The organism is Salinispirillum sp. LH 10-3-1 (assembly GCF_030643825.1).
Lineage (GTDB): Bacteria > Pseudomonadota > Gammaproteobacteria > Pseudomonadales > Natronospirillaceae > Salinispirillum.
The window spans coordinates 1,631,965-1,654,903 of the sequence record NZ_CP101717.1; the positions used below are offsets into that span (position 1 = coordinate 1,631,965).

A 22,939-nucleotide genomic window follows, 5' to 3' on the forward strand; every position below is an offset into this window, starting at 1 on the left:
CGCTAAGTCGCCGCCCTATGAGCCGTTCCATCGAAGTCAGCTTTTACATCTCGCCCGACGAGTTGGAACGCCTGTATGCGGGCACCGCCCGCAACGTCTATACCACTGCCCGCGATGGTCGCAGTGTCAGTTTTCCCCTGCGAATATTGCAACCCTTCATTACCCACCACGGTATACGCGGCAGCTTCCGTATCTACTTCGACGAACGAGGTAAGTTCGACCGAATCGAGCGATTGGACGGATGATGAGCTGGTTGTGGCGCTTGGCGTTTATTGCCCTAATTACCTGGGTCGCCGTACCTTTGATGATGCAGGAAGAGCCGAAAGAATTGGAGCCGACCTCCACCGGTGCCGAAGTGGTCGATTCCGCCTTAACGGTGTGGCAGCGCTTCTGGGCAAATCAAATGCACGCTGACAGCGTATCAGAAGCCAATGAACCCGTTGTCGTCGAGGCCGTCGATGGCGGGCTGCAGCAACAATTCTTGCAGCGTTTGCTGCAGTTCCCCGAAGCGCGACAGATAGGTCGTGATCATGTCCGACGGCAGGCGGAGGAGTTTGGCTTGCATTTGACGGACGAGGATGTGGATCGGGTGCTTGACTGGCTGCAGCGCCCGTAACACATGGAAGTGCACCAGAATGATGTTTCCGGCACTGAATCGGTGCGTTTTGATGCGCAAGCGATACGTGCTCAGGTTCCTTTGAATTCTTGGAAAAGCCGGTAACTCATTGAAATTTAATTAAAAGATTTGCAATTCATTGTTTTGGCACAAGATCTGCTTTAGTCATTTCAGTAACACGCAGCACGTCTAACCAACGCAGGTTCAGACACAGAATTTATGCATGAGCAATGGCGCTCGAATCAACCACCGTCACGGTGTGTTTGGTTCGAGCGCTTTTTTTTGGACAAAATTTGGTGGTCGAGTGATGCACATACCGAGTCGACACAATCTAAACGGCCTTCCTGATACGGGCGAGCATTGGGTGCTGGTAGGGCATGGCATGGCCGCCATGCGACTGCTGGAGCAGCTGGTGGAGCATCAAAAGCCGGGCGTGCGAATGACGGTGATCAGTGGCGAGGCTGTAGGCGGGTATAACCGCCTTGGGTTGTCGGATGTGTTGGCTGGAAAGCGGTCGGCCGAAGCGCTGTTGAGTAAGCCGCGTACCTGGTATGAACAAGCGGGCATTACTTGGGTGCAAGGCTGGGTTGAGGCCATAAACCGGACCGACAAGGTAATCAGCCTGCAGGGCGGCCGCCAGATGGGTTTTGACCGCTTGATCTTGTCGACGGGCTCGTCTGCGTGTTTGCCGGATATTCCCGGCGTTTCCGGGACTGGCGTGCAGGTCTTTCGCACGCTGCAGGATGCCGATACGTTGATGCAACTGAGCTCACAGGATCGTGCTGTGGTATTGGGCGGTGGCTTGTTAGGGATCGAGGCCGCCGTTGGTCTCGCAGGCCGTGGCGTTGCGGTGACCCTGTTGCATCGTGGCAGTTGGTTGATGAATCGTCAGTTGGACGCCTTCGCTGCAGGCTGGCTGTGTGAAGCGCTTGAAGCACGGGGTGTACAGATTCAACTGAATGCCTGCGCAACGCACATAGAACGCGCCGACGGCGTTATCACTGGCGTGCTGTTCAGTGATGGTCAAAGACGGGCAGCGAACGTCGTCGTCGCTGCCATGGGTGTACGGGCGAATACCGAGCTGGCAGAACGTGCGGGTCTTCAAGTGGATGGTGGCATCGTGGTGAACGATCAGATGCAGACGTCCGATGCCGCGATCTGGGCCTTAGGTGAGTGCGTGAGTCATCGTGGGCAAACCTATGGCCTCGTAGCACCGCTCTACGAGCAGGCCGATGTCCTGGCGGAACTGCTGTGCCATCCACATGCCAAAGCAACCTATACCGGTTCGGTCACCTCGACGCATTTGAAGGTGAGTGGCGTACCGGTGTTCTCCAGTGGCGATACCTCAGGTGAGGGTACTGAGTCGCTCGTGTGGCAGGACCGCCAGCAACGTCACTATAAGCGTCTATTCCTGCGCGCTGGCCGTTTGGTCGGCGCCGTACTGTACGGCGACATTGCCGACGGTGCTTTTTATCAACAACTCATTCAACAAAAAACAGAAGTGGATGCCTGGCGCAACCACCTCATCTTCGGGGCCGCCCACTGCGGCATTGATTCCCAGACCCAGGCAGCAGCTTAGAGGAAATGTACATGTCTTCACTCACATCAACACGTCATTTGGTCGTCGTCGGCAACGGCATGGTCGGTCATCACTTTCTGGAACAACTGGCGGACAGCGCTGGCAAGTCGGCCTTTAAGGTTACCGTACTCGGTGAAGAGCGGCTGATTGCCTATGACCGCGTGCATCTTTCTGAGTATTTCCAAGGGCGCAGTGCCGAGGACCTGGCACTGGGGACTGCCCAGCAATACGCTGACTGGGGTTTTGACCTCCGGCTGGGTGTGGCGGTGACCGAGATTGATCGCGCTCGTAAGTCATTGGTGCTGAGCGATGGGTCGAGCTTGAACTATGACCAGTTGGTGTTAGCGACGGGTTCTTATCCTTTTGTACCACCGATCCCCGGCAATGACCGACCCAATTGCTTTGTTTATCGTACGCTGGATGACCTGGATGCGATTCGCGCAGCGGCCAAAACAGCCACGACCGGCGTCGTCGTTGGGGGTGGTCTGCTGGGTCTGGAAGCGGCGAATGCCTTGCGTGAACTGGATCTCGATACCGCCGTAGTGGAATTTGCTCCGCGGCTGATGCCGATGCAGGTCGATGCCGAAGGCGGTGTCGTACTGCGCGACAAGATTGAACAGCTGGGCGTGCAGGTGTTGACCGACCGAGCCACGCAACGCATCGAAGACGGCGACGGCAGCCTGCACCGTATGGTGTTTCAGGATGACAGTATACTGGAAACCGACCTGATTCTGTTCTCCGCAGGTATTCGTCCGCGTGACGAACTGGCGCGCGCTGCTGGTTTGGTAATGGGCGAGCGAGGCGGAGTGGTGGTCGATAACCAGTGTCGCACCAACGACCCTGATATTCTCGCCATTGGCGAAGTGGCGCTGTGGAACAACAGTATCTTCGGGTTGGTAGCACCGGGTTACCAAATGGCGAAGGCGGCGTTAGCCACACTGACCGACGGCGACTTGGCGTTTACCGGTGCCGATATGAGCACCAAGCTCAAGTTGATGGGGGTCGATGTTGGAGCCATTGGTGATGCCCATGGCACACAGGCGCCAGGCTCGAAATTATACCGTTATCTTGATCAATTGAAGCAAGAATACCGGAAGCTGGTCGTCTCGGCCGATGGGAAAAAATTGTTGGGGGCGATGCTGGTTGGCGATAACAGCTACTACGATACCCTGTTGCAGTATTACTTGAACGGTATCGAGCTGCCGAGCAGCCCGGAAGGACTGATCCTGCCGCAGCAGGAGGGAGGGGCGCCTGCGCTGGGCATCGATGCTCTGCCCGATACGGCGACCATCTGTTCATGCCACAACGTGTCTAAGGCGGCCATTGTCGGTGCCCTGGATGCCGGAGCTTGCTGCGTCGCCGACGTGAAAGGCGATACCAAAGCCGGAACAGGCTGCGGTGGCTGTGCAGCCATGCTGAAGGATGTGGTGGATCATGAACTGGCTGCGCGTGGTATTGAGGTCAGTACCGATATCTGCGAGCACTTCGCTCACTCACGGCAGGCATTGGAACACATCATTCGTGTCGAAGGGATTAAAACCTTTGCTGAATTGCGCCAGAAACACGGTTCAGGCATGGGTTGCGACATCTGCAAGCCAGCGGTCGGCTCTATTTTGGCCTCCGTATGGAATGATTACATTCTGACACCTGAGCACACGCCATTGCAGGATACCAACGATACCTTCCTTGCCAATATGCAGAAAGACGGCACCTTCTCCATCGTACCGCGTATCGCCGGTGGAGAAATCACCCCGGAAAGTCTGATCACCATTGGTGAAATCGGGCGCGATTTTAAGCTCTATACCAAGATCACCGGCGGCCAGCGTATTGACCTGTTTGGTGCCACCCTGAACCAGTTGCCGCAAATCTGGAAACGCTTGGTTGACGCCGGCTTCGAAACCGGCCATGCGTACGGCAAGTCTGTACGTACGGTTAAAAGCTGTGTCGGCAGCACCTGGTGCCGTTACGGTGTACAAGACAGCGTGCAGCTCGCCATCGACCTGGAAAACCGCTACAAAGGCCTGCGTGCACCACACAAAATCAAATTCGGCGTCAGTGGCTGTACCCGTGAATGCGCCGAAGCGCAGAGCAAGGACATCGGGGTCATTGCCACCGAAAACGGCTGGAACCTTTATGTGGCTGGTAATGGTGGTATGCGACCACGGCATGCGGATTTGTTTGCGACTGATCTCGACACCGCAACCTTGGTGAAATACATCGACCGTTTCCTCGTGTTCTACGCCCGCACCGCGGACCGCTTACAGCGCACCGCGCGTTGGGTGGAAAGCATTGAAGGCGGACTCGACTACCTGAAGAAGGTCGTCATTGAGGACTCGCTCGGCGTAGCCGCAGACTTGGAAGCGCAAATGCAGCGTGTTGTCGAAACCTATCAGTGTGAGTGGAAAACCACGCTCAACAACCCTGAAGCACTGAAACGCTTCCGTCAGAACATCAACGACAACAGCGATGACCCGTGCGTTGTGATGGTGCCCGAACGCGGCCAACCCCGTCCGGCTACTGACGCAGAAAAAGCACAACTGATCCCTGTAACCACCGTTTAAGGAAACAACCATGACGAGCATGACAAAGAAGCCGCGTTCGACAGAACAGACCGATGGCGCGACCTGGGTCGCCGTGGGGCAATCAAATGACCTGGTACCGGACGGTGGTGTCGGTGCGCGCTTGGGCGACCAGCATGTGGCCATATTCTGGTTGCCGAGCGAACAGGATGCACTCTATGCGCTCAGCAATTTCTGCCCATTTTCCAACGCGCACATTTTAGCGCGGGGCATTGTCGGGGATTTGGGTGGCGAGCCTGTCGTAGCATCACCCTTGTACAAGCAGCATTTTTCGCTGCGTACCGGTCAGTGTATGGAAGATGAGTCCGTGCGAGTCACCGTATGGCCTGTGCGGCTCAACGAGGGTGTGATAGAGGTGTTCAATCAGCCCGTGGCTGCCCAAAACCTGAACGCCACCAACGAGGAAGCTGCAGCATGAAAAAACGGCAAGAGACGACCTGCGCCTACTGCGGTGTTGGCTGCGGCGTCAGTGCTATGGTGCACGACGACCGGGTCATAGCGGTAGAAGGCAGCACACGTCATCCTGCCAATCGTGGCCGCCTGTGTGTTAAAGGTTCTGCATTGCACGAAACGCTCGACGCATCGGCACGCTTGCTTGCACCACAGGTTTATGGTGAAACCGTTGATTGGGACCGCGCCATAAGCGCGGTAGCAAAAGGCTTTGCCGATGTTATTCGCCGTCATGGCCCAGACAGCGTGGCATTCTATGTGTCTGGTCAACTGTTAACGGAAGACTATTACGTCGCCAATAAATTGCTCAAGGGGTTTATTGGTACCAGTAATATCGACACGAATTCTCGGTTGTGTATGTCGTCGGCCGTCGCGGCGCAAAAGCGCGCTTTTGGTAGTGATACCGTACCCGCCAACTATGAAGACCTCGACGAAGCCGACTTGCTGGTGCTGACCGGTTCAAACGCGGCGTGGACACACCCTGTGTTGTTTCAGCGTATGCAAGCCGCCCGTACCGAGGCCCAAAAGAAGGGGCGTAAACTCAAACGCATGGTGGTGATTGATCCGCGCAGTACCGCCACCGCCGAGAGTGCCGACCTGCATTTGGCGCTGAAGCCGGGCACTGATGCCGTGTTGTTTAATGGCTTGTTGGTCTGGCTACATCGTCAAGATTTGACCGACAGCCACTTTATCGAACGCCATACCCAAGGGTTTACGGCCGCCTTAAATACCGCCGAGCGAACCGCCGGTTCGCTGAAAAAAGTGGCTGCCGCCTGTGATGTGCCCATTGAACAGGTTGAAACCTTTTACCAATGGGCCGCGCAATCGCCCAAGATGGTGACCTTCTATTCCATGGGGATCAATCAGTCATCCAGCGGCGTCGACAAGGCACATACCATTATCAACCTGCACCTCGCGACCGGGCGCATCGGTAAACCGGGTGCTTCGCCGTTTTCCATAACCGGGCAACCGAACGCCATGGGTGGGCGTGAAGTCGGTGGCTTAGCCAATCAGTTGGCGGCGCATATGAACTGGGACAGTCCCGACGATGTTAATCGTGTCGAACGCTTTTGGCGCGCGCCGAACATGGCCCGTGGGCCCGGCTTGGCGGCCACCGATCTCTTCGAGGCCGTAGGGCAGGGCAAAATTAAGGCAATCTGGATCATGGCGACCAACCCGGTGGTCAGTATGCCGGACGCCGATCGAGTACGCGCCGTACTGTCCGCTTGCGAGTTGGTCGTGGTGTCGGACTGTATGCAACACACCGATACGCTCGACATGGCGCACATCAAGCTGCCAGCGACGGGTTGGAGTGAAAAGGACGGAACCGTCACCAACAGTGAACGCCGTATCTCGCGTCAACGGGCATTGGTGAAACCCATGGGACAGGCGAAGCATGACTGGTGGATAATCACACAGGTCGCCCGTGCCATGGGGTTTGCGGCTGGCTTTCCCTATCAGCAACCCGTCGACATCTTTCGCGAGCACGCGCAATTGTCGGCCTACGAAAACAACGGCAGTCGTGATTTCGATATCTCTCTGTACGCCGATATAACACCAGCGGAGTACGATGCGATGGTGCCGCTGCAATGGCCGATTACCCAAAATGCGCCCATGGGCACCGCGCGCTTGTTCGGTGATGGTCGTTTCTATACGCCGGAACAGAGTGCCCGTTTTTTCCCCATTGTGCCGCAGGCACCACGGCACCTGCCGAGAGCAAACAGCTCGGTGTCCGATAGTCCATTTGAGTTCCTATTGAATACCGGGCGCCTCCGTGATCAGTGGCATACCATGACCCGAACCGGGTTAGCCGATCGCCTGCAGCAGCATATGCCAGAGCCTCGCGTTTATATGCATCCGGACGATGCCGTTCGCTTGCAGGTCAGCGATCAGGATTGGGTACAACTCGACTCCGCACGGGTGGCCGGTGAGGACATTAAAGCGCGCGTGGTCTGCAGTACCAGTCAGCGTCGCGGTGAATTGTTCATGCCCATTCACTGGACGGCGCAAAACAGCAGCCATGGCCGCGTCGGACGGCTGATTCCCGCGCATGTCGACCCCATTTCTTTTCAACCGGAGCTGAAACATGCCGTCGTGCAGGTGCAGCGCTGGCAGCCCGCTCAACAAGGCTATATTTGGCTGCGTGAAGCGTTAGCAGAGCCGCCGTGGGATGCCTGGTTAAAGCGCACTGTGGCGGGGGTCACGGTGTATCAATTTGCGCACAGTACCCTATGGCGTGCCGCGACCGACCTGCCACAGCTGATGGGTGGGGCGCTGTTGGACGAACCCATGCAAGTGTTCGAAGATCTGACACGCCATAGCCAACGCTTGGTGTGGGGTACCGCCGACCACCGCAGTGCCATAGCCTGGGTGGGGCAAACATTGCCGGAGCCTGATTCACGCTGGGTTGCCGAGTGTTTGAAGGCAGGCGAGCTGAACTCACAAGATCGGCGCGACCTGCTGGCCGGACGCAGTGGCGGGCAGGTGGACCCGGGCCCATTGGTGTGCAGTTGTCACCAAGTAGGAGAGTATACCATCCGCAATGCGATGCGCGATGACGGGATCAATACCGTGGAGGGGTTGGGCAAGCAGCTCAAGTGCGGCACACAATGCGGTAGCTGCATACCGGACTTGAAGCGCTTGATTGTCAGTGATCGGGCAGTGGATGCCGCCTAAAGCTGAGCGGGCGTTGTAGCGCGTGCTAAACCTAATGAAACCGACCTACATTTCATTGTCTATACACTCTATAATGCCTGCCAGTATTTTTAAGGAGTGTACTTATGTACCAATACCTGCAAGCCGCATTGTTCAAGCTTACGCCAGAAACAGCCCACGAATTCAGTTTGGATTCCTTGGGAGCGGCCAAACGATTGGGACTGACCTCCATTTTTGCACCGCGCGTGCCCGCCAAGCCCGTCACCTTGTTTGGTCTTAATTTTCGCAATCAAATCGGTTTGGCCGCCGGTTTGGATAAGAATGGCGACTACATCGATGCTCTTGGCGCTCTGGGTTTTGGCCACGTAGAAGTGGGTACTGTCACGCCACGCGCGCAACCGGGCAACCCTGAACCGCGTTTGTTTCGTTTGCCCGAAGCGCAAGCCATCATCAATCGCATGGGGTTTAACAACCTGGGCGTGGACCACATGGTGGCCAACCTGAAGAAACGCACCTTTGATGGCATTGTGGGTGTGAACATCGGCAAGAATTTCGATACACCGGTTGAGAATGCGGCCGACGACTATTTAATCTGCCTAAAAGCGGTGTACCCCTATGCGGACTACATCACCGTGAATCTGTCTTCACCGAATACGCCGGGCTTACGGGCGCTGCAGTTCGGCGATATGCTCGACCAGTTGTTGTCCACCCTGATGACAGAGCGTGCAGCATTGGCCAAACAGTATGAAAAAGCAGTGCCCGTATTGGTGAAAATTGCCCCTGACATGACCAATGAAGAGATTCGTTCCGTCGCCGCCTCATTGCGGAAAGCCGGTGTTGACGGTGCCATCGCGACCAATACAACCATTGAACGTCCGGGCGTACAGGGTTTGAAGCACGCCGATGAAGCCGGTGGTTTGAGTGGTAAACCCTTGGCAGAAGCCTCCACGCATGCGCTGGCCGTGTTGGTGAAGGCATTGGACGGTGCCATGCCGGTGATCGGTGTGGGCGGTATCGTTGACGGGCCTTCGGCGCGTGCGAAAATGGACGTCGGGGCGAGTTTGGTGCAGATGTATTCCGGGTTTATCTACCAAGGGCCTTCACTACTGAAAGAGGTTCAGGAAGCCATTTTGTAAGAGGTTTTGCGGAAGGTATTACGAAAGAGAGCGGTTTGTTCGGTGACAGGCCGCTTGCGCGGCCTGTTTCCTGAAATAACTGGACGAGTTACCCTTGATGGATTTGGTGATAAACGACTCGGTTTAGCTTGTGTACCGCGCTGGCACCTTGAAAGCCATTCCACATATCATCACGGCCTTCACGCCAACCGTTCATCCATTCTTGGTGTTCGGTACCATCCGGTTTCGGACATAACGACTTTGAACGTCCCTCCAGACCTGCCAAATAACCACGCTGATAAGCTCTGTCGGAACGATCACGTTTCTGTCTTTTCATAAAAGTCGACCTCTTGCATTGTCGAAGATGTTCAGGGAACTGCTCTATAAGAGCGGAATTATGAAACGATCCTGCTATACTCCTTTCCTTTCAGGGCACTTGCATGCCGCGTCACGGTGACAGTGGCTCCGATGAAAAATTCGGGCACTGCATGGGACACCATCGGGAATACAAACCGACGGCATGTCTTAGTTTTACGGCAGGAGCGGTGCAGGTGTCGAATGCTTTGGAGTTCTAACGGTGGGTCTGTTGATCGCCAAAAGTTCTTAAAAATGTCATGCGCTTGTAACCAACTGATTTACGGGTGCTTTGATGTCGGCAAAAACATTCAAGCTGATCCACTTATAGCTCATATTTATTAAAAACTGGTTTACATACAAAATGCATCTAAGAACATCGGACACCCTGCAATGGTTTTTCGCCTGCCCACAATTCATTGAGCCATTGCTTGCCGATGAATTGACCGCCTTGGGTGCAGAAACTGTAAAAATTGGTCATGCAGGGGTTCAGGCCGAGGGCGATCTCGCTTTAGGCTATCGCGTGGTACTGTGGAGCCGTCTTGCGTCGCGCGCGACCTTGCAGGTGGCTTCTGGCAAAGCCAGCAACCAAGACGAACTGCGCGAACTGCTGTTGAGCATCGCGTGGGAAGATCACCTTCACCCCAATGGCTCATTGAAAGTCCGGTTTTTGGGTCGTACGGAAGACCTGCGCAACACGCAGTTTGGCGCCCAGTGGGTAAAAGACCAAATTGTTGATTATTTCACCGCGTCGCATGGCGTGCGTCCCAGTGTCAGCAATGACCCGGACATCAACATTGTCGTGAATCTGCACAAGGGGCAGGGCACGGTAGGCATCGAGCTGAACGCCCAAAGCCTGCACCATCGCGGCTACCGTCAACCGGGTGCTAAAGCTCCGCTGCGCGAAAACCTTGCCGCTGCCGTTCTGATTCGCGCTGGTTGGCCAGAGCATATCGCCAGCGATAAAGCCGCTGTGCAACTGGTGGATCCGATGTGCGGTTCCGGCACGCTGTTGATCGAAGGGGCATTAATGGCCTTTGATTGGGCACCGGGCTTGCTGCGTCAAGACAATCTGGCGCGCCGCTGGCTGGGGCACGACCAGGCGTTGTGGGATAGCTTGGTAGCAGAAGCGGAAGAACGCCGTGACGAAAAGCTCAAAAACGCCAAGCGGTTTGAGTTCTGGGGCAACGATGCCGACACCGACATGTTCAATTTAGCCCGCCGTCATTGGCGTTCTATCGGTTTGCCGGAAGCGCGCTGGAGCCATTGTGATATTGCAGCCATGCCGGGGGCCGCGCCGACCGAGAGTGGTCTGGTGGTCTGTAATCCGCCGTACGGCGAACGCCTGAGTTCCGTCGCCGAGTTAAAGCCGTTGTACGAGGCCTTAGGTGGCTTTATGAGCTCGTTATCAGAAGCCTTTCAAGGCGCGATCTTCACGCAGGCCGATGTGCCCATCACGCTGTCGAATTTGTATTACAGCAAAGAATATCGCTTGATGAACGGCGATTTGGAATGCAAATTGTTCCGCTTTGAATCGCTGGCGCAGAAAGAACGTCCTGCCAAAGTGCTGGCGGAAGACCTCGCCAACCGCATCACCAAAAACCTGCGTAAGTTGAAGCCCTTTATTAAAAGCGGCGTTACCAATGCGTACCGGGTTTATGACGCCGACATTCCAGAATACTCCATAGCCGTTGACCGCTACGGTGACTGGTTACATGTGCAGGAATACGCGCCACCGAAAGACATCGACCCGAACGTAGCACAAAAACGCTTGAACTCTGCCTTGATGACCCTGCCCGAAGTGCTGAACGTACCGGCCGACCAGGTGGTGCTGAAACAGCGCAAGCAACAGAAGGGCAGCAGCCAATACGAAAAGCAGGATGACCAGCGCAGCACGGGTAACGACCAGATCGTGTTCGAGCACGGTGCGCGCTTCATCATCAACCTGACGGATTACTTGGATACCGGTTTGTTTCTGGACCACCGCCCAATGCGTTATTGGCTGCAACAACAAGCCAAAGACAAAGTGGTGCTGAACCTGTTTTGTTACACCGGCGCCGCCAGTGTGCATGCGGCTATCGGTGGCGCATCGCGGGTCGACAGCGTCGACTTGTCGAATACCTACTTGGAATGGGCGAAAGAAAACTTCCGTCTGAACAAACTGAAACCGGAACGTTTCAATTTCATTCAAGCCGATGTCGTAGAGTGGTTGGCGGACGCTCAGAGCAAGTACGATTTGATCTTCTTGGACCCTCCGACGTTCAGCAACTCGAAGCGGATGCGTGACCACTTTGACGTGCAGCGTGACCATCAAGAACTGATCGACAACGCTATGAAAGTTTTGGTGCCGGGCGGTACGTTGGTGTTCTCGAACAACTTCCGCAAGTTCAAAATGGACGACGCGGTGTTAGAAAACTATGACGTGCAAGATTATCGGCAGAAGTCTATTCCGGCCGATTACGAGCGCAACCAGAAAATTCATGGTTGTTGGCTAATCAAGCATCGAACCTGATCAAAAGCGCAGAAACGCATCGGGCTGGCGTCAAGCGCTGATCAGCGCTAACGCCAATGCCATGCGCTCTTCGGTGCTCTGGTGTACGTTTTCTTCTGCGTGGCCACGAATGCATTTTTCAATGGCCGGTACGGTGACTCCAGCGTACTTCGCATAGCGGCCTTTATCCGTGCCGTAGTGCAGAAGGTTGGCCGCTATGACAATGTCGACATAGTCGGCTTCTGGATTGCCGGTTTCACGCATGATTTGTTCGTGCTCACGCGCCATCTGCACCAGCGAATCCACCATTTGCCAGCGTTTTAACATCATGGCACCAACCATAGGGTGGAGCAGTTGCTCAAACTGCAACCGTTGCTCAGGAGACAATTCAGGGCGGGTTTCTAGGAATTCGCGCAAGGGCAGCTTTCCAATATCGTGCAGTAAGCCACCTAAGGCCGCTTGCTCTTGATCCAGATGTTTCTGATAGCCCGTTAGGGTATAGCACAATGCGCTGATACGCAGCCCGCCTGCAACGAAGCCACGTAAGCGCTGTTTGTCATGTCCGGACTGCATCGTTTGTAGAATGGCGAGCTGGGTGACCAGTGAACGTACCAAGCTGAAGCCAAGATTGGTGATGGCTTGACGCAAAGAGGTGAGTGGAGAACCACGTAATAACGCGGAGCTGTTGGCAACCTTCATTAAGCGAGCTGAGATCGCCGCGTCTTTGGCAACTTCACGCTCCAAATGAGAAATTTCACAGTTGGGATCTGATGTGAGTTCTCTTACCCGCATAGCCACTTCAGGCAACGACGGCAAAATGAGACGGTTTGCCGCAATGTCGCGTTCCATTTGTCGGAGGAGTTGTTCTGCTTGCTCTTTCATGAGCCGCTCCTGATGATCCGTTAACCCATTATAAGGCTATCCTGATTAAATACCATACACTGATCAACAGGAGTCTAACAAACTCCTACAAGGTTTGCGTTGCTACCTGATGTAGACGTTCGACAGCGGCTGAGATTTGCTCGGCGGTTAGGTAAGGCGCTGGGCCAAAGCGTAAGCAGTTTCCACGACTGTCCGTCCAGACGTTTAAGCTACGAAGCTGATTGGACCACGCCGCTGCCTCTGGGGTTCGTATTACGAGAAATCCACCCAGCTCCGCCAGTTGTTGACTAGGGAGCTCCACATGCGTGGGCCAGTGGTATTGACTAAGGCGTTCGCGCAACAGGGTAAGTTGGGCGATATTGATGGAGCGTAATGTCGCTACGTTCAGTTGCTGCTCGGCGAAGAATTGCCACACCCGGGCGGCTCGGTAGTGACTGGTCGGGTCATAGGTCGAGCCTTCAAATGCCCAGCGGCCCGTGCCATAAGCTACTGATGTTCCGGCGGACTGACTCAGTTCGGCGAATTCCGCGTACCAGCCCGTTACCAAGGGTCGCCAGTCACAGGATTTGGGGACGCGCAGAAAGCAGTTGCCTTCACCCAGCTGACAATACTTGTAGCCCCCGCCGACAACAAAGGTGCTGTCGGGCAGTGTGGTATCCATGTCATAGGGTAGGGCGTTGACCAGATGATAGGCGTCCAGCAGCAAGGGCAACTGACGCTCTTGGCAGCGCTGCGCCAAGTTGGGTAAATGAGGCACAACTTGACCGGTTTGAAACAACACCATAGAGCACATTACTGCGGCGGTCTGTTCAGTGCAGGCTGCCCAAAGTCGCTCGGCCAATGTGTCCACGGGTTCGGTGGCCACACGCGTCACCGTTAAGTCGGTTTCGTTGAGCCGTGCGAGTAGGCGGCGCATAGAATGGAACTCACCGTCTGTGGTGACCAAATGCGGTTTACGGTCTAGCGGCAGGGCAGAAAGCCAGCGTACCAATAGCTCCTGGGTGTTCTGGCCAAGTACGTATTCGCCAGATGTGTCACCAAGTCGTTCGGCAAAACCAGTGCGCACACGATCGGCCTGCGCAAAAGCCTGGGCCCATTTGTCATCAACGTGCGTGGTCGCGTGGTCGAAGGCCAACAGTTGGCCTTCGCGGGCGACGTCCGGCCACGCTTGATGGGAGTGTCCGGTCAGCAGGATTCGTTCGGATACCTTAAACGCGCTGTAGTGGCGCTGTAACTGTGCGGCGGTGGTTGACCAGTCTGACATGCTAGCACTCCAAAAAAACGGTTCGTTTAAAACTGAGCGCGTATGGCCCACAAATCTGGAAACACAGGTTTGAATAGGGTGGTTTGCAAATAACCTACTCCTTCACTGCCACCGGAACCCATTTTGCTTCCAATGGTGCGACGCACCATTTGAACATGGCGATAACGCCATTCCTGCAAACCTTCGTCGAGGTCCACGAGCAGTTCCAGTATCAGTGTTAAGTCTGGTACTTGGTGATACACCTCCAGCAGCACAGCCTGCACACTCTCGTTTGGTTCGGTGGCGGCATTGCACACGACTAAGGCTTCGTCTGGAATGTTGTAGCCGCGGCGCGCCAGCAACATCAGAAGATGCTGCCAGACGCTGGGCTGAGCCAGGCGCTCATTGAGCTGTTGCGCAGCTGGGCTGTTCTTCGGTTGGTGTTTCAACGGGTCCAGTCGTTTGTAGCCGAGCGCGAACTCGAAGGCGCGGAATTGATAACTTTGGAAGCCGCTGGAGGAAGCCAAGAAGGTTCTGAAACTGGCAAACTCCAAGGGCGTCATGGTCTCCAGTATATCAACCTGGCCAACCAGCGTTTTCATGATCTTCAGTATCCGCTGCAAGGTGTGTGCGGCGCGCGCAGTGTCTCCATCCGCCATCAGTCGGTTGCAGAAATCGATCTCGTGCAGCAACTGCTTAAACCAGAGCTCATAAGTTTGGTGAATGATAATGAACAGGGTTTCGTCGTGTTCTACGGGCTTGGACTCGGGTTGTTGCAAGCTCAGCAGCTCGTCGACTTTTAAATAGGAAGAATAGGTCAGCATGAGGCATTCGTTCGTTACAAGATGCCGTCAGCTTAGCCTGTATCGCTACGATGGCGAAGCCATGCAGGCGTCGCAAACCGATCGGTGGTGCAAACTTTCGTGCACAGACAGCTATGGTCACTTATTGGATTCCTGCGGAGCCCAATCTGGGCGCTTCACCAGATGACCGATACGGTCTTGCCAGCGTTTGTTGGGCGCTGTGGCGTCGCGCAGCATATCGCGCCATTCATGAAAGGTGAGTGTTATGGGATTGTGGGTGCGCACCGGCTTCGTGATACCGTATACGCAGGGGTTATCGTCTTGCTCGGGCACAAAGGTGCCAAAGAATTTGTCCCATATAATGAGCACGCCAGCGTAATTGCGATCGATGTACTCTGGATTGCTGGCGTGATGTACCCGATGATGTGAGGGTGTATTGAAGATGTGTTCGAGCACACCAAGTCGACGCACAGCTTGAGTGTGTACAAAAAACTGATAGCCCAGATTCAGCAGAACAACCATGATGATGGTTTCGGGGGCGAAGCCTACGACAGCCATCGGTATCCAAAACGCCCACATGCCGGCTACCGGGTACATCAGGCTTTGCCTAAACGCTGTCGAAAAGTTCAGGTGTTCAGATGAGTGGTGGACAACGTGGGCTGCCCACAACCAACGAATTTGGTGGCTACAACGGTGGAACCAGTAATACAGAAAGTCTTGTAGCACAAAGGCGAAGGCGAGACTCCACCAAGTCATCGGAATGTCGAACAACCGCCAGTCAAAAAACCAAGTATACACGCTGAGAATGGCAACGGCGGCAATGAGCTCGCCGACCTGATGCAGAAACGCTAGGGTTGCATTCGATACGGTGTCCTTCAAACTGTACTGTGCGTTGGTGAGCTCAGGGTGGCGCTGTAACCAACGCCATTCCCAAAAAATAAATAGGAAGAACACCGGTGCCAAGGCTAGCAATATATATTCTGGGTTGAATGACATAGGGGAAGACTCTTTAACCTTGTTATATTAGGAATAATTATAGGATTAAGCAGCGTTTCTGCCTTGTTCTAACACGCCATTATTATTGTTCTGGTACGACAAATAGGAATTTCATGGAGCCGTCTCTCAGCGCACAGTATCTCAGCGGATTGGTCGATCACCTGGTGTTGCAGGGCGTCAACGTCGATCACTTTTTAGCGCCTTTCGGGGTGCAACGAGGCGATGTGGCAGACGGACAGAAGCGCTTCCCCGTGACACTGTACGAGCAAATGCTCGATGCTGCCGCTACCCAGTTAGAGGACCCGCACCTGGGGTTGCATGTCGGTGAAGGGATCAAATCTGGGCGCTATGGAGTACTCGGCTATGTCGTGATGAGTTGTGCGACACTGGGCGATGCGATGCAACGCCATGCGCGCTATGAGAATCTGGTGAGCGGTCGTGGTCAAGTGACCTATGAGGCGTTAGGAGAGCAGGTGCAACTGCGTTGGGATTCAGGGGAGCCTGCGGCGTCTCGACAGCAAGTCGAAGACAATCTGGCCAGCTGGGTAACCATTGCGCGTTGGATTACTGGTCAGTCACTGGCGCCCACCCGTGTGTCTGTGCCCTATGCAGTCCCAACGGAACAGGCGCATGCAGAGTATGAACGGGTGTTTCGTTGTCCTGTTTTATGGGCGCAGGCCAGTGTGGCGTTAACCTTTCCCGGGCATTACCTAGGCCTGCCTATTGTGTCGCAAGACGCTGAAGTGCTGGCGATGATGGAAGCGTATGCCGAGCGCTTGCTGGTTAATCTCAGTGGCAATGATAAGTTGCAACGCGCAAAGGCCTTGGTGGCGGAACACCTCGCCAGTGGTGAGGTCACGCTGTCTTGGTTGGCGCAGCAACTGGCTACGTCAGAGCGTCAGCTCCAGCGTAAACTCAGCGAGGAAGGGGTGAGTTATGTGCAACTGTTAGATGACGTACGGCGAGATATGGCCGAGCGCTATATCCGTGATGACCAGCTGTCGCTCACGGATATCGCTTTTCTGCTCGGCTACGCAGATCAGAGCGCGTTTCAAAAAGCGTTTAAACGCTGGTTTGATGCAACACCGGGCCGCTATCGCCAGCAGGCTACTAACCGAACTTAGCTGCAATTAGCCGCCGGTGAGCTGACCGAAAATACGGAATCCACCGATGTAGGTCGCCGAAGCCGAGCCCAGAGTTGCGAAGAAAAACACCAATAAAGTACGTGATACGCGGTTACGCCACCATCCACCTACTGTACTGACATCAGTACGCAGGTGCGCGAAATCGCCAACCGTAGGTTTACGCGCAAAGATCTCTACCGCTGCCGCGACGAAGCCAGCCCCAATGGTGGGGTTTAATGAGGTGAAGGGCGCAGCAAAGAACCCGGCAATGACCGTCAACGGATGCCCGCGCGCAATTAGAATGCCGAAGGCCGTCAGCGTACCGTTGATCAGAACCCATTCGGTTACCAGGCGTAAGCCCAGTTCTGGTCCACGACTGAAGCCAATGGCAAAGCCAGTAATGATCAGGGCAGCAATAATCCAGGGGACATATTTCAGCCAGTTTGAGCCTTTTGGCACGCGTTCCAGAATCTCACGCTGTTCGCGCGGGTTGGTGGGTAGATGGCTGTGCAGATTGGTTTCTATGCCCGCCAAATGCCCAGCACCGATCACGACCAACACTTTTTTGTAGCGGCTATCGCCGTTTTCCTCGGCCAAACGCAGCGCCATGTAGTGATCGCGTTCGGTGATTAACGCTTGGTAGAGGCCTTCGGATTCTTCGGCGAACTCGGCGAAGGTCGACTGCAATACGTCGCCTTCTTTCAAGCGCTCGATTTCTTCTGCCGAAACCTTCTCTTTGGATACCAGGCTACCGATGATGCCCGCGATCAGCTGTGATCGCTGCCACCAAGGGACACCGCGATAAACGCGACGCAAGGTGATGCCGATGTCGCGATCGATAACGAACAGAGGCAGTTCGGCGGTTTGAGCTTCTTCAATAGCGGCCTTCATTTCTTCACCGGGCGCTATGCCCGACTCATCGGCGACGCGCTGCTGAAATGCCCCCATAGCCAGATTGGCAGCGACCATACCCGCTTTGCCTTGCTTGATGACTTGAAAGAGGTCCATCTGGGCAATCTGGTCGGGCTCACTCATGGCCTGATAGCGCGCCGGGCACAGCTCTACCGCAACGGCGTCGAATTCGCCTGAACGAATCAGAGTACGTACTTCTTCGGCACTGGCTTTGGATACGTGGGCGGTGCCCAACAGGGTGTATTCAGTATCGTGCTTACGAACGATACGACGTGGTCCTGGTGTCGTCGACATAGGAACTTCCGTGAGGCTGGCTGTGGTCATAGCGAATTCTTGGGCATCTATTAACTGCGGTGCGCGCATTGTACGCGAAAAAGCCAGAGCAAGGACAGCACCTAGAGGCTCAATCGGCGGCCCCTGACACACGCCTTACAAAGTTTAAGCCTTGGTCAATGGCGCGTTGCGAGGTGATAAATGCAGAGGCATGGCCACGTACGCGCATGACGTAAAGCTCATGTGGTACTCCGAAATGGGTTAGGGCATGTGCAAAATCGGTGCTGTGCTCAATGGGCACTAGACGGTCATTCTGCCCATGATAGAGAAAGAAGGGTGGGGCGTTGCTGTGCAGGTGCCACATGGGTGAGGCCAAGGCATAGACGTCGGGGATTTCATGCGGTGTGCCTTGCAGGAACTGTTCGACCAGTCGGCCACCCGAGAACTTCAGGAGGTCGGTTGGTGTCCCCCCGGCAATCACAGCGATGGGGCGGGTGTTTGGGCCGCCATAGGGTGTGTTGAGCGTCGTCGGTTGATCCGCCACCGCAGCCAATAAGCTGACCATGTGCGCGCCGGATGAAAACCCGGCGGCGGCGATGCGGTCAGTATCCAGTTGGTAGTGCTCAGCGCGGTCGTGTAGCCAGTGCATTGCTACCTGAACATCGTGCAGCTGGGCTGGAAATGGGAATTCAGGGGCAAAGCGATAGTCCACGTTGAAAACCGCGAAGCCCTGGCGGGCCATCCGACGCGCCGTGCTATTCATGTCTTGGCGCGAACGTGCTTCCCAGCCGCCGCCATGCACCAGCAATATGGTCGGGTGGGGGCCTGGCAATTCCGGAAGGTACAGGTCGCCATGCAGAGTCGCAGGCCAATCTGGAGGGGAGAAGATCAGTTGCTCAAGGGTGCGATAGCCAACCGGGCCACTGGGTTCGGTTACCTCGGCATTTACCAAGGCAGCTTCGGTTTGTTGTGTGTGTTGGGCACAACTGGCAAGCAGACCCGCTACCGGCAGGGCTATGAGGTAAAGCAGACGCATTAGACGGTATTCCAAAGAAATTCTGATGGTGCTTTACCTACGTGTTTGTGGGTCGTTTAGACTTACATTTTCTTGCTGAGTAGGATGCCAGCCTCTCTATGATGTGAGTAAGGGAACTGATCAAACAGCGCCAAGCGCTTTACTTCATGCGTACTGCTCAATGCTTGCACATTATCCAATAGAGTTTCCGGGTTGCATGATATGTACAGTATGTTGTCGAACTCGCGCACCAACTCTACGGTGTCATCGTCGAGGCCAGCACGTGGCGGGTCGACGAACACGGTCGTGAAATTGTAGCGATCGAGCTGATAGTCCTTTATGCGGCGACCTTCGCCGGTGCGCCAGCCAGTACTGAAGTCTTCGGCGGCCATGCGTCCGATGACCACGTTCTCGGTGCCATTTAACCCAAGGTTAATCTCTGCCGCGCGTACGGACGTTTTGGAAATTTCCGTCGCCAGTACCCGGTCAAACTGTTGGGCCAACGGAATGGTGAAGGTACCAAGGCCACAGTACAGTTCCAGCAGGTCGCCACTCAAGGGTTCCGCTTGCTGCAACGCCCACTCCAGCATTTTTTCGCACACTTGGGCGTTGGGCTGAGTAAAGCTATTCTCGATCTGTCGATAATGGAACTTGCGCCCATTGACCACCAGACATTCGGTAACGTAATCACGGTCCAGCACAATGCGTTGTTTGCGACTGCGCCCAATGATCTGTATTCCTAGGTTATCTGCCAGTGTTTGGGCTGACTCTGTCCAAGCATCTTCCAGTTTCCGGTGATACACCAAGGTCACCAAGGCTTCGTCCGACAAGGTGGTTAGAAACTCAACTTGAAACAGGCGATAACGTAACTCCGGATCTTGGTGAATGGCTTCCAGCAATAACTCCATCAAACGATTGATGGTTTCGGAGCCAATCGGAAAATCAGGCACTTCAATAGGGTCGCGCGGATTCTCAGGATCAAACATCGCGAAATAGCTGCGCTCACCCTCATGCCACACGCGGAACTCGGCACGCATGCGAAAGTGCGCGTCGGGTGAAGCATGAACATCAATATCGCCCTGATAAACGGGTAAGAATTCTTCGCGCAACTGCGCAAGCTTAGCATCCAATTGGGATTGGTACAGGGCGGGATAAACCTGGCCGGGGCGGTCTGACATTGCGCAGATAAGCTCTATAACTGATGGAGCCCGAATACTACCGGAAAATGAAACGGAACTCATCACTCTGAATTTGCGTGGCGGTTTCTTCGTCGTCAGCGCTTGCTGCCGCGTAATCGAGCATACGCAGACTGCACTTGGCGGAAGTGCTCGGCATTGCCACCTCGGTCAGGGTGATGCTTTTGACATAAGCGTCGATATTGTTGGCGAAGCCGGTCGGCGGAAATCGGTGGTTTGAGCTCCAGAATGGCCCAGTCGTCTTGCTCATGGACAGGATCACTTAAGCGCCGCCAAAAATGATCCAGTTTCTCGTGAATGCTCTCCGGGGTTTCTCGATACAGGTTTTCAATGTCGAGATAGTATTCCTGCATCGGGTCGGCAAGCGCCGCAAGTTGACGGATCGTGCTGGTGTGCTCATCCACGACCGCTTCCGTTCGCTGGGGTTGCAGTTCCACGCGGGTGGCAATGATGCTGATGTGCTCCCCAGTGCGGGCGGCCAGTTCCAAACGCAGCAAATGCAGACAATGGAACAACCAAAAATGACATTGAAATAAAGCCCAGCTGTCGGACATAACGGGCTTTTTAAACGGCGTGTCAGGATCATTATGCAGCGCGGTAATGATATCGAACTCGCTGATGCCGAGAGGGTGCTGACGCAGTAAGGCTTCAAGTCGAGGCATCAGTTCATCGGCGGGAATCATATTGGCCTCCCCGCGGCGCATTCTTGATCGATGAATTGTTTGGCCTGCGCCAGCCAGTCATCAGGCACTATGAACATGGCCTTGGGTGGCGCGGTTGTGGCAACAGTGGGCGCAAGCCATACCTGTACAGGAGCACGTTCTTTTAATAGGGACAGTAGCTCGGTGCAGAAGGGCTGCCAGCTTGGTTGATCCGGCCCGGCCAGCCATTCGCGCCGATCCAGCACCGCCAAGCGCTGATCGCGCAGTGCTTCAGTGGCGTCCGTAAGACTTAGCCATAATCCATCGGTTTCATGAGGGTTTGGTGTTGTATCGTCCACTCGCTGGGCACTCCCTGAACGAGGCCAGAAACCGCGTCCCTTAATGATTGCCAGATGTTCATCGGGCGGCTTATTGAGTCGTGCGACGATATCGGCATGGCGGCCCAGTGGAAGTTGATGGTGCGCCAAATGGTCGAGTTTGCGTTGTAAATTGTCTTTCAGTGATGGGCCTACCCAGTAGGTGTGGTTGCGGTGCTGCACCGCCAAATAAAACTTAACGGCAATTTCTAAATGCAGTAGATGCCGAGAATCCCGGTGTTGCAGCACAAAGTCAATTTCGCCAATGGTGCGCTTGTCGTTTGGGGCATCATCAAACACCACTTGATTGGCGAGACGGAGTTGCCAGTCTGGTTGATGTTGCAGGTAAAACAACCAAAGAGCTTCGAAGTAATGGCCTAAGCGGCGCTGTTGCAAACGGGGTAAGTCAGACGTCATTAGGGCTCTATCAGGAACAGCGTCGACCCATTGATGCAGGCGGTGCTGATCTCCCACCTCAAACGCGGATGATGCAGACCAACGGTCGGCGCTGGAAATCGCCCACAATAGGTCGCGCCTAATCTGCGTGCATAAGTCCTGAGAGGATACCTGAGCTTCACCCGAGTCCGCTGTTTCAGGCGGTTGCTCATGGGCTTGGTCATTCGCCGGTTTATCAGCGGATTCTCTCGCCGGTTTATGGAACAACACGGTGTTATCTGTCTGATTCATTCTGTTATGCTTGGCGCAGACTATAGGGGGTAGTGTATTGGAAACCTTCAGCTTTAACAAAATTGGCGTACTTGGCCGTCTTGGCAGTGACAGCGTGGTGTCTACCTTGCAGCGCTTACGCCACTGGGGAGCCGAAAAGGGTTTGACCCTACAGTTTGACAGTGAATTACAGAGCAGTATGGCGAACGGCAGTGCGCCTGTGGTGGCTTTTAGCTCGCGGCAAGCCATTGGCGAGTGGGCTGATTTAATCATCGTAGTGGGTGGTGACGGTACACTGCTGGGCGCGGCGCGTGATATGGCGCGTTATGAAAAACCACTGCTCGGAATCAACCGAGGTCGCTTGGGTTTCTTAACCGATATCATGCCGCAGGATTTGCCGGGTGCGGTAGAGCGCGTATTGTCCGGCGACTACGTGATGGAGAATCGCTTCTTATTGGAGGCGCAACTGCTGCGCAACAACGAGGTTGTTGGCGAAGCCATGGCAATGAACGATGTGGTGCTGCACCCTGGGCAGTCTATCCGTATGATCGAATTCGAGCTCCATATCGACAATCAGTTCGTCTACAGTCAGCGTTCCGATGGACTGATTGTGTCAACGCCCACCGGTTCTACGGCTTATGCGCTCTCGGCAGGTGGGCCCATTATGCACCCGAGTCTGGATGCCATTGTACTGGTGCCTATGTTCCCGCATACCCTGACCAGTCGACCCTTAATGATCGACGCTGGCAGTGAAATTCGTATCGCCATCAGCGATAATAATGATTTGCCACCGCATGTATCCTCGGATGCGCAGAGTCACATGGAGACTCGCAACGGGGATGTACTGGTTATTCGTAGGCATCCGCATCGACTGCATCTTTTGCATCCGTCGGATCACAACTACTACGAAACCTGCAGAACAAAATTAGGCTGGGGCTCACGCCTTGGCGATGACTGAATCAAGAGGTACAG

General features: G+C 54.9%; 20 protein-coding genes. 10 read left to right on the plus strand and 10 right to left on the minus strand.

The annotated features are described in order from the left end of the window. Positions 1 to 17 precede the first annotated feature (17 nt). The 7 genes from NFC81_RS07180 to NFC81_RS07210 all read left to right on the plus strand — a co-directional run bounded on the left by NFC81_RS07180 (position 18) and on the right by NFC81_RS07210 (position 9,015). Positions 18 to 245, plus strand: coding sequence for a DUF2835 domain-containing protein (locus tag NFC81_RS07180; RefSeq protein ID WP_304996848.1), 228 nt, complete (start codon positions 18 to 20; stop codon positions 243 to 245). After that, the gene (locus tag NFC81_RS07185) at positions 242 to 616 is read left to right on the plus strand and encodes a hypothetical protein (RefSeq protein WP_304996849.1); all 375 of its coding nucleotides are present in this window, start codon (positions 242 to 244) and stop codon (positions 614 to 616) included. Before NFC81_RS07180 ends, NFC81_RS07185 begins: the two co-directional genes overlap by 4 nt. A gap of 223 nt (positions 617 to 839) precedes the next feature. Beyond that, positions 840 to 2,195 (plus strand): FAD-dependent oxidoreductase, encoded by a 1,356-nt coding sequence (locus tag NFC81_RS07190; RefSeq protein ID WP_304996850.1) that lies wholly within the window; start codon positions 840 to 842, stop codon positions 2,193 to 2,195. Between the two features lie 11 nt (positions 2,196 to 2,206). After that, positions 2,207 to 4,756, plus strand: a complete 2,550-nt coding sequence (nirB, locus tag NFC81_RS07195) for a nitrite reductase large subunit NirB (protein ID WP_304996851.1) — start codon at positions 2,207 to 2,209, stop codon at positions 4,754 to 4,756. A 10-nt stretch (positions 4,757 to 4,766) separates the two neighbouring features. Continuing rightward, complete coding sequence (gene nirD / locus NFC81_RS07200) at positions 4,767 to 5,192, plus strand: nitrite reductase small subunit NirD (RefSeq protein ID WP_304996852.1); 426 nt, start codon at positions 4,767 to 4,769, stop codon at positions 5,190 to 5,192. Beyond that, positions 5,189 to 7,900 carry a nitrate reductase gene (locus NFC81_RS07205; protein ID WP_304996853.1) on the plus strand — a complete coding sequence of 904 codons (2,712 nt, stop codon included), beginning with the start codon at positions 5,189 to 5,191 and terminating at the stop codon, positions 7,898 to 7,900. Before nirD ends, NFC81_RS07205 begins: the two co-directional genes overlap by 4 nt. A gap of 104 nt (positions 7,901 to 8,004) precedes the next feature. Continuing rightward, the gene (locus NFC81_RS07210) at positions 8,005 to 9,015 is read left to right on the plus strand and encodes a quinone-dependent dihydroorotate dehydrogenase (RefSeq protein ID WP_304996854.1); all 1,011 of its coding nucleotides are present in this window, start codon (positions 8,005 to 8,007) and stop codon (positions 9,013 to 9,015) included. An 88-nt stretch (positions 9,016 to 9,103) separates the two neighbouring features. On the opposite strand, the gene rmf is transcribed toward NFC81_RS07210, so the two are convergent. Then, positions 9,104 to 9,331 carry a ribosome modulation factor gene (gene rmf / locus NFC81_RS07215; RefSeq protein ID WP_304996855.1) on the minus strand — a complete coding sequence of 76 codons (228 nt, stop codon included), beginning with the start codon at positions 9,329 to 9,331 and terminating at the stop codon, positions 9,104 to 9,106. 381 nt (positions 9,332 to 9,712) lie between these two features. Here rmf and rlmKL point away from each other — a divergent pair, with 381 nt between their 5' ends. Beyond that, complete coding sequence (gene rlmKL, locus NFC81_RS07220) at positions 9,713 to 11,860, plus strand: bifunctional 23S rRNA (guanine(2069)-N(7))-methyltransferase RlmK/23S rRNA (guanine(2445)-N(2))-methyltransferase RlmL (RefSeq protein ID WP_304996856.1); 2,148 nt, start codon at positions 9,713 to 9,715, stop codon at positions 11,858 to 11,860. Between the two features lie 30 nt (positions 11,861 to 11,890). Here the strand turns inward: rlmKL and NFC81_RS07225 are convergent, their stop codons facing one another. From NFC81_RS07225 to NFC81_RS07240, 4 genes are all read right to left on the minus strand, one after another. Further along, positions 11,891 to 12,721, minus strand: a complete 831-nt coding sequence (locus tag NFC81_RS07225) for an HDOD domain-containing protein (protein WP_304996857.1) — start codon at positions 12,719 to 12,721, stop codon at positions 11,891 to 11,893. A gap of 85 nt (positions 12,722 to 12,806) precedes the next feature. Next, the gene (locus NFC81_RS07230) at positions 12,807 to 13,985 is read right to left on the minus strand and encodes a kynureninase (RefSeq protein WP_304996858.1); all 1,179 of its coding nucleotides are present in this window, start codon (positions 13,983 to 13,985) and stop codon (positions 12,807 to 12,809) included. A gap of 26 nt (positions 13,986 to 14,011) precedes the next feature. After that, positions 14,012 to 14,788, minus strand: coding sequence for a tryptophan 2,3-dioxygenase family protein (locus NFC81_RS07235; RefSeq protein WP_304996859.1), 777 nt, complete (start codon positions 14,786 to 14,788; stop codon positions 14,012 to 14,014). A 117-nt stretch (positions 14,789 to 14,905) separates the two neighbouring features. Continuing rightward, positions 14,906 to 15,763, minus strand: coding sequence for a sterol desaturase family protein (locus tag NFC81_RS07240; RefSeq protein ID WP_304996860.1), 858 nt, complete (start codon positions 15,761 to 15,763; stop codon positions 14,906 to 14,908). Positions 15,764 to 15,876: 113 nt separating this feature from the next. Here NFC81_RS07240 and NFC81_RS07245 point away from each other — a divergent pair, with 113 nt between their 5' ends. Continuing rightward, on the plus strand, positions 15,877 to 16,887 hold the full coding sequence (locus tag NFC81_RS07245) for an AraC family transcriptional regulator (protein ID WP_304996861.1): 1,011 nt from the start codon (positions 15,877 to 15,879) through the stop codon (positions 16,885 to 16,887). Between the two features lie 6 nt (positions 16,888 to 16,893). Here the strand turns inward: NFC81_RS07245 and NFC81_RS07250 are convergent, their stop codons facing one another. The 5 genes from NFC81_RS07250 to NFC81_RS07270 all read right to left on the minus strand — a co-directional run bounded on the left by NFC81_RS07250 (position 16,894) and on the right by NFC81_RS07270 (position 21,988). Beyond that, positions 16,894 to 18,093, minus strand: a complete 1,200-nt coding sequence (locus tag NFC81_RS07250) for a TraB/GumN family protein (protein WP_304996862.1) — start codon at positions 18,091 to 18,093, stop codon at positions 16,894 to 16,896. 109 nt (positions 18,094 to 18,202) lie between these two features. Further along, a complete protein-coding gene (locus tag NFC81_RS07255) occupies positions 18,203 to 19,108 on the minus strand; it encodes an alpha/beta hydrolase (protein ID WP_304996863.1) in 906 nt (301 codons plus the stop codon). 62 nt (positions 19,109 to 19,170) lie between these two features. Beyond that, positions 19,171 to 20,265, minus strand: coding sequence for a tRNA (uridine(54)-C5)-methyltransferase TrmA (gene trmA, locus NFC81_RS07260; protein ID WP_304996864.1), 1,095 nt, complete (start codon positions 20,263 to 20,265; stop codon positions 19,171 to 19,173). A 95-nt stretch (positions 20,266 to 20,360) separates the two neighbouring features. After that, positions 20,361 to 20,966: a DNA-J related domain-containing protein gene (locus NFC81_RS07265; protein ID WP_304996865.1), complete on the minus strand. Its 606-nt coding sequence runs from the start codon at positions 20,964 to 20,966 to the stop codon at positions 20,361 to 20,363. Beyond that, a complete protein-coding gene (locus NFC81_RS07270) occupies positions 20,963 to 21,988 on the minus strand; it encodes a DUF1853 family protein (RefSeq protein WP_304996866.1) in 1,026 nt (341 codons plus the stop codon). The genes NFC81_RS07265 and NFC81_RS07270 overlap by 4 nt, the downstream gene beginning before the upstream one ends. A gap of 37 nt (positions 21,989 to 22,025) precedes the next feature. Between NFC81_RS07270 and NFC81_RS07275 the strand changes: the two genes are divergently transcribed. After that, entirely contained in the window at positions 22,026 to 22,925 is a 900-nt protein-coding gene (locus NFC81_RS07275; protein WP_304996867.1) for an NAD(+) kinase, read from the plus strand. Positions 22,926 to 22,939: the final 14 nt, after the last annotated feature.